We start from the raw sequence: 6,653 nt of genomic DNA, 5'->3' as shown, positions 1-6,653 counted from the left end.
TTATCACTCTATCTTCGATAAGATTATCGGATAAACGATAGTGAACTCCGATGTATTTTTGTTGTTTTGCATTTGCGTGCCACCATTGTTCGGCTTGCAATCGTAAATCTTCCTTGATAGAAAGCTTGGTAAGGACATTATGTCCGTATTCGCTTGGTATGCTTGATTTTGCAAAGGCTTCCCATATCCTTGGTAATTTGCCGAAATTGTAGTAGCGTAAACCTACTAAAGGCTTTTCCAGCTGCATAAATTTCTCGTTTTGGCACTCTTTAGAATAAGCTAGAATAGAATTTTCAAAAAAGTTAATGTTGCCGGCAATATAAGTATCAGGAAAAGTAAACTTAATATTAAGATTTAGTTTTTCACAAAGCCATGCTACGCCAATTATTCTAGGAAAATAGCTCCCTAATGAGGGAGCATCTATTTCTACATAAGCATAATCGGCTAAGAGTGTCTTACGGTGTTTTTTATATTCACGAAAGAAATCTGCGTACAAAACACAATATGTGATTTTGAGACGTTTATAAACCTGACTACCGCACTCCTTTAGGTTGGTTATCCTTTGACTTAAACGAACAAGACGATTAGGAACTAAAACTAATATACTACCGACTAGTCCTCTGATAAGCCGAGCTTTATTAATATTACTACAATCATAAAATGCACTAAGCAGAGCATAGGCAACTACGACTCTAGCTTTTAGTATATGACAAAAATTAAGTGTATCCTTAAACAGCTTAGTCATTTATGGTGATCTTTCAAATAGGAGAGTCATCTATTTTACATAGCTTTATTTTCAGTACAATAGACTTTTAATGTCGATGGGTATCTCAGGAATATCCTCCGATTGAGGTACGCCAATCATACGGGCGAGTTCGAATACTCGACTCAGTATCTGGGTCAGTGCCTCACCTCTTAACTTCCCAGGCACCGCACATAACTGAGTGTTTAGCTTACAATAAGTAAGTTGCATCTAAATACGCCTGTTTCTAGCACTATACACTTTTCATCCATCGCCATCGTGGGTGTCCCCAATACCAGTTTTCAGGGTTCTTCTTCAAACCTTGTGCCAATTTATCGGCGTAAGACGCTAATAATTCTTGTTCCGATCCTTTGCCTTTATTCTCTATTGGTTCAAGAGAAACTTCATAATACCCCTTTTTGATTTTTTCGGTTCTCACATAAAACACTGCGCACTGAACTGCACAAGCGAGCTGTATTGTGCCAGAATAAAAAGCGGTTTGTTGTGCTCCTAACCATTTTAGACTGATAGATTTTTGTCGCCGACCCGGTTCACGATCCGACAGCACATAGAAAAAGCTATGTTGTGCGCGATGTTTTATTAAGGTTTTTGCGAACTGTCGGTGCGGTAGCGGCGTGCCGTTAAAACAACTTCTTATTGCAAATATAACACGCTCCAGTTTGGCAGAACGCAACGGCTTATAAACCCCATAAAAAGGATGGCCAAAACGAAGAAATAATACCTGTGCTGCCCACTCCCAATTACTTTGGTGAGCAGATAAAAAAAGTATTGGTTGGTCGCCATCCACTTGATTGACAATCTCCGGATTAATCAATTTCGCACGTTTTTGCAACCATTGCTCTTTACACGACAACAGTTTTATGGTTTCGACTAGAAACTCAGTTTGCACGAAATAATACTTCCTGCATAAAGAACCAATCTCAGCAGCCGTCAGTTTGGGAAATGCTCTGCGCATATTGGCCATAATAACCTTGCGTTTAGAGCGTAAAATATAGCAGTTAAAAGCGGCTACAAGCCAAGCAATAAAATAAAGGAACGACAGAGGAAGATGCGATATAAACACTGCTAATTTCATTAACTTTAATGCCTAGGTCTCACTACTGATGTTATAGTTGCGTATGGTCATACAACACAAGGAAACAACTCTGATTATGTCCAGAAATTCTTATAGCGCTCGTCTGCATTTAACACCGCTATCAAATCCTTATAGGTAGCAACCGACAGCACTGCCAATCCCAGCTGCTCGCTCAATTCGGCAACCGCCGAGCTATCACCGACACCTTTTTCCTGCCTATCAAACGAGATTATTAAAGCCACCGCTTTTGCCGAACAGGCGTTTAGCAGTGCAACTGAGTGGCGCACCGCAGTACCGGCAGTGATTACATCATCAACGATTAAAACTCGCTGTCCTTCCAGAGGAGCACCTACCAAAACACCTCCTTCGCCATGATACTTCTCCTCTTTGCGATTAAATGCAAACGGCTTGTTGACACCCATTTGTCGCAAGCAAACAGCGGTTGCGCAGACTAAAGGTATGCCTTTGTATGCCGGACCAAACAACACATCAAAAACAATATCCGATTGGGCTATTGTTCGTGCATAAAAATTTCCCAACTCCCATAAAGATTGACCGTCGTTGAATACACCAGCGTTAAAAAAGTAACGGCTTTTTCGACCCGACTTCAGTTCAAAATCTCCCAGCTTGATAGCTCCTTGTTTGAGCGCGTACTCTATAAAACTATGCGAGTTATATAGCATCTACCTTACTCCTTAATCGTCATACTCATATCTATAGCGTGCAAATGTTTAGTCAGGGCACCTATAGAAATATAATCCACTCCGTAATCAGCAACGGTTTTTATATCCTCCAATCCCAAATTACCAGAAATTTCCACTTTTGCTTGTCCGTCAATCATGGTCAGAGCCTTGGCAATATCATCCAACGCAAAGTTATCTAACATAATAACATCGACATTCGCAGACAGTGCTTGCTGTATCTGCGGCAATGTTCTAACCTCTATTTCTATAGCTTGGCCGACCGCACGACTTCGGGCTACGGCGACTGCACGCGTAATAGAGCCGTACATCGTGATATGATTGTCTTTTAATAGGACACCGTCCGATAAATTAAAACGATGACTGATGCCACCGCCACAGACCACTGCGTATTTTTGTGCTAATCTAAGCCCAGGGATAGTTTTGCGGGTGTCGGTTATCTGCGTATGACTTGTTTGGTCGAGCTGTGCTACATAGCGGGCGACAGTGGTTGCCGTACCCGAAAGGGTCTGTAAAAAATTCAATGCACATCGCTCTGCTTGTAGCATCGCTGGCTGATGCCCTGTGATCGTACATAATTGTTGCTTAGCAGGCACTGATTGTCCGTCTTGTACCTGCCAATCAACTGTAACTTCGGTTGGCATTTGTCTAAAGACTTCGTCGACCCAAAATTGACCGGCAATAACCGCTGCATCGTTGGATCTGATCACCGCTTCCCTAGATATTTGCTGCACTGTAGTGTCCGTGCTAAGGTCGGAAGCTGGCAAATCTTCGGCAAGTGCCGCAGAAACATTTTCCTGTACTGCTTCATATAACCATACTGGACAAACACCTGGGCTAAAGTATTGATCGGATAGCGAAATAATATGTTTCATAAAGGCCGAAGTGTTTAAATATTAAACAAAGTCATTTTGCGCATCTATTTTGCATTGCATACTTACCAGAGACCTTAATTATTATAAGCCAGTCGCTTGTGCCACATTCAATCGCTCTATTGTACCCACATCTATCCATTCTCCTTGATAATGCTCGCCACTTACCAAACCAGCTGCTACCGCAGGGCGCAGTATTTCAACTAACGACAACTGCCGCTGCGGCAGTCGGGCAAATAAATCAGTGGTGTAATAACCCAGCCCGGCAAAAGTGAGTTTCATCTGCGAGCAATCTGCCACAAAGCCGTCGCTAAAACCGAAATCCCCGGCGCGATTATGCTCAGGATTATCCACCATAACCAGATGCGCTTGACACGGTGCTTGGATTGCTAAGGGGCGAATCGCGTAGTCAGTATAAACATCAGCGTTTACAACAAAGAAAGGAGTATCACCCAACAGCGGGAGAGCTTTGACAATGCCACCACCCGTTCCTAAGATATGACTGCTCTCGTCGCTATAACTGATATTTACCCCATAATCACTACCGTCTTTTAACGCTTCGCGGATCATCTCACCTAAATGCCCCAAATTGATAACCACTTCAACTATGCCAGCATCACGAATACGCATTAAATGATAAGCTATTAAAGGCGTATTGTTTATTTCAACCAGTGCTTTCGGTATGCGGGCAGTCAGCGGACGCATACGCGAGCCTCGTCCGGCTGCTAAGATCATCGCTTTCATCTCGCCAAATCCTCAATAAATGTATGCATATCGGCTAGTTTGGGATAATGTGCGCTGACCTGTCCAATATAGCGTAAGTTCCTCGGGATGAAGGTGAGATAGCCAGGCTTATGGTCGCGATGATAGAGACGGGCGAAAATACCAGTTGCCTTTAGATGTCGTTGTATACCCATCAAGTCAAACCACAGTATAAATTGTTCTTCATCTAATTGATGTGGCGTATTCGCCAGATAATAGCGAAGCCATTTTAATCGCTGCGACGGTTGCCATTCAATATAACAATCTTTCAACAAAGAGACTAAATCGTAAGTAATAGCGCCTGAGACAGCATCCTGATAATCCAAAACACCTATAGTGCGATCAGCACAAAGCATGAGGTTGCGCGAATGATAATCGCGATGCACAAAAACTTGTGGTTGTGCCAATGCATTATCTGCTAAATAGTCATAGCTTTGCGTAATGATTTTTTTATCGCGGGCATTTAGACTTTTACCTAAGTGTATCTTGTAATACCAATCAGTGAAAAGCTGCATTTCCTCCAATAATAATGTTCTATCGTAAGCAGGTAAAACGGAATCTTCAATGGCTTGTATTTTTAATAACTCGTCTATTGCAAGTTTATAAAGCAAGTCAGCAGTATTATTCGATAATGCGTTGAGGTAAGTCGTATCGCCGAAATCATCCAGCAGAAATAACCCAGCACTAACATCGGCTGCGTGTATTGCCGGGGCGCGCACCCCATTATCCAATAGTAGAACAGTAATATCTTTGAATGCAACTGGATTTTCCTGGGTGGGCGGCATATCGCTTGCGATAAAAGATCGTTCATCAGTCAAAATCCGATAATAACGCCTAAAACTAGCATCACCGCCCAGTGTCTGTATGGTAAATCCTTGTTCTAATTTACCTTCAAGCCAGCCTAGCAATTGCGCGTATCTATCATCCATCAGAAATATGTATATGAAATACTTAGCTGATTTTTACGGTATATTACTTGAATTGCTCTATTAGCCAATCGAGAATTTTACGCGGGTTTAGATTTATATTTTGCCGGTAAGTCAGTTACTAAGGTTAAACTGGTTTGCATCCATCGAGCTCTGTCATCGGCTTCTTTTTCAAAAAAGCATCCTCAACACTTATGCAGTGTATCCTTCCTAATGTTTGATATAGATATTGTTTTGTATTTTGTTCCACGGATACCCAGTATAACAGAGTATAAAGCGACGACTCGATTAATTCTCAAGTTCAGCTATTCTGAATACCGTTATTATCAGCTTTGGCTCGATACAGTGGCTTTGTCTGGACAATAATAAAATATTGCCAGCTTTATTTCATGATGTCTAGGTGGCCTTCTTCGGCAGCCATCTCTTCGGCGCGCGCTCTGATGAAATCTTGGAAGTCTTGTGATGTATCATTGTAGGCTTTGGATAACACATAAGACATCGCTGACTGTATGTGGAATTCTTTCATATAACCTTCAACGCGAAAAACCTCACTTAGCGTTTGGTCACCTTCGCGTTTCTCAAAAAAAACTAAGGAAGGTGTGTATTCAATATCCATTTCACGCGCCCATTCTTTTTCGGTAATTTTGTTTACACCGCCAGCAGGAGTGATGTCTCCACTGCCGTGTACATTGACCATCACGGTTTCAAACTGTCTATATAACTTGGTAGTTGCATCTCGCTTTAAGATGTCACCGTGCAATTCGTCACAGGCCAGACATCGCGGCTGTTCAAATAAGACTAAAACAGGCTTCTCGCTACCCAGCGTGTCTTGCGTCATATCTATCGGAGGGCTTAGGATATCGGCTGTATAGTGCATTTTGTCGGCGGCCGCAGGTGGTGCTTTGGTTTGCAAAAAATCTATGAAAGTGGTGTTGCGAAAATAATACTTCTCAGTGATATACTCCAGCATAGTTAGAAATTTATGCGGCGGGTAATAGCCATTCATGCGAAACACCTCTCCCTCAGGTGCGAAGAATATCATCGTCGGTGTGAATTGAATTTTTCTATGCGCGGAAAAGGCGCTCTCTGGCCTCGCTATCCCGTCAAGGTCGGTCACTTCAACCGAACCAAAAATATTGATCGGTGCGATATTAAAGTTTGCTTTGGCATATTCGTTGATGCGATATTGTCCAAAATTATCGTCGATCAGCTTCTCGCAGTAAGGACAACCGTCCTGATAGAAATAGAGACCGAAGTGTTTACCTTCGGCAGCCGATTCCTCTATATCTATCGCAAGATCCAGGAAAGACATACCAAACCACTCAGGCTTCTCCTGTTCGAGCTGGTTGCTCATAGCACCGTCATCGAATGTCGGCGCACTGGCTTCTATCGCCGGCGAACCAGTCTCTTGCTCGGCAAGTACCGTCGTATGCCCGACTATCATCAGACATATAAATAACAAGGCACGACTACTAAATCGTAGCGCAACAACCAGCGAATAAATATTGCTTGTCATAATATTTGCTTGTTTTTGCCGTGCATACATGGGCCGCG

8 protein-coding genes are annotated in these 6,653 nt (G+C 42.6%); all 8 read right to left on the bottom strand.

Going from position 1 to position 6,653, the window contains the following annotated elements:
- Positions 1 to 745 (bottom strand): hypothetical protein (locus GDA45_03655; GenBank protein ID MBC6414015.1); only part of this gene is annotated, 745 nt, incomplete at its 3' end.
- A gap of 51 nt (positions 746 to 796) precedes the next feature.
- Positions 797 to 973 (bottom strand): hypothetical protein, encoded by a 177-nt coding sequence (locus tag GDA45_03650; GenBank protein MBC6414014.1) that lies wholly within the window; start codon positions 971 to 973, stop codon positions 797 to 799.
- A gap of 22 nt (positions 974 to 995) precedes the next feature.
- Entirely contained in the window at positions 996 to 1,838 is an 843-nt protein-coding gene (locus GDA45_03645; GenBank protein MBC6414013.1) for a lysophospholipid acyltransferase family protein, read from the bottom strand.
- A gap of 74 nt (positions 1,839 to 1,912) precedes the next feature.
- Positions 1,913 to 2,521 carry an orotate phosphoribosyltransferase gene (pyrE, locus tag GDA45_03640; protein ID MBC6414012.1) on the bottom strand — a complete coding sequence of 203 codons (609 nt, stop codon included), beginning with the start codon at positions 2,519 to 2,521 and terminating at the stop codon, positions 1,913 to 1,915.
- A 5-nt stretch (positions 2,522 to 2,526) separates the two neighbouring features.
- A complete protein-coding gene (nadC, locus tag GDA45_03635; GenBank protein ID MBC6414011.1) occupies positions 2,527 to 3,414 on the bottom strand; it encodes a carboxylating nicotinate-nucleotide diphosphorylase in 888 nt (295 codons plus the stop codon).
- An 81-nt stretch (positions 3,415 to 3,495) separates the two neighbouring features.
- Complete coding sequence (locus GDA45_03630) at positions 3,496 to 4,155, bottom strand: nucleotidyltransferase family protein (protein MBC6414010.1); 660 nt, start codon at positions 4,153 to 4,155, stop codon at positions 3,496 to 3,498.
- The gene (locus tag GDA45_03625) at positions 4,152 to 5,102 is read right to left on the bottom strand and encodes a phosphotransferase (GenBank protein ID MBC6414009.1); all 951 of its coding nucleotides are present in this window, start codon (positions 5,100 to 5,102) and stop codon (positions 4,152 to 4,154) included. The genes GDA45_03630 and GDA45_03625 overlap by 4 nt, the downstream gene beginning before the upstream one ends.
- 379 nt (positions 5,103 to 5,481) lie before the next feature.
- Complete coding sequence (locus tag GDA45_03620; protein ID MBC6414008.1) at positions 5,482 to 6,615, bottom strand: thioredoxin fold domain-containing protein; 1,134 nt, start codon at positions 6,613 to 6,615, stop codon at positions 5,482 to 5,484.
- Positions 6,616 to 6,653: the final 38 nt, after the last annotated feature.

It is taken from the genome of Chromatiales bacterium, assembly GCA_014323925.1.
Classification (GTDB): domain Bacteria; phylum Pseudomonadota; class Gammaproteobacteria; order Poriferisulfidales; family Oxydemutatoraceae; genus SP5GCR1.
Note: the sequence above shows the minus strand (reverse complement) of the source record. Positions and strands in the feature narration are given on the sequence as shown.

Bases quoted from the DNA above. Each gene is read 5' to 3' on its own strand.
- GDA45_03650 (MBC6414014.1), bottom strand. From the start codon at position 973: ATGCAACTTACTTATTGTAAGCTAAACACTCAGTTATGTGCGGTGCCT.
- GDA45_03645 (MBC6414013.1), bottom strand. From the start codon at position 1,838: ATGAAATTAGCAGTGTTTATATCGCATCTTCCTCTGTCGTTCCTTTAT.
- pyrE (MBC6414012.1), bottom strand. From the start codon at position 2,521: ATGCTATATAACTCGCATAGTTTTATAGAGTACGCGCTCAAACAAGGA.
- nadC (MBC6414011.1), bottom strand. From the start codon at position 3,414: ATGAAACATATTATTTCGCTATCCGATCAATACTTTAGCCCAGGTGTT.
- GDA45_03630 (MBC6414010.1), bottom strand. From the start codon at position 4,155: ATGAAAGCGATGATCTTAGCAGCCGGACGAGGCTCGCGTATGCGTCCG.
- GDA45_03625 (MBC6414009.1), bottom strand. From the start codon at position 5,102: ATGGATGATAGATACGCGCAATTGCTAGGCTGGCTTGAAGGTAAATTA.
- GDA45_03620 (MBC6414008.1), bottom strand. From the start codon at position 6,615: ATGACAAGCAATATTTATTCGCTGGTTGTTGCGCTACGATTTAGTAGT.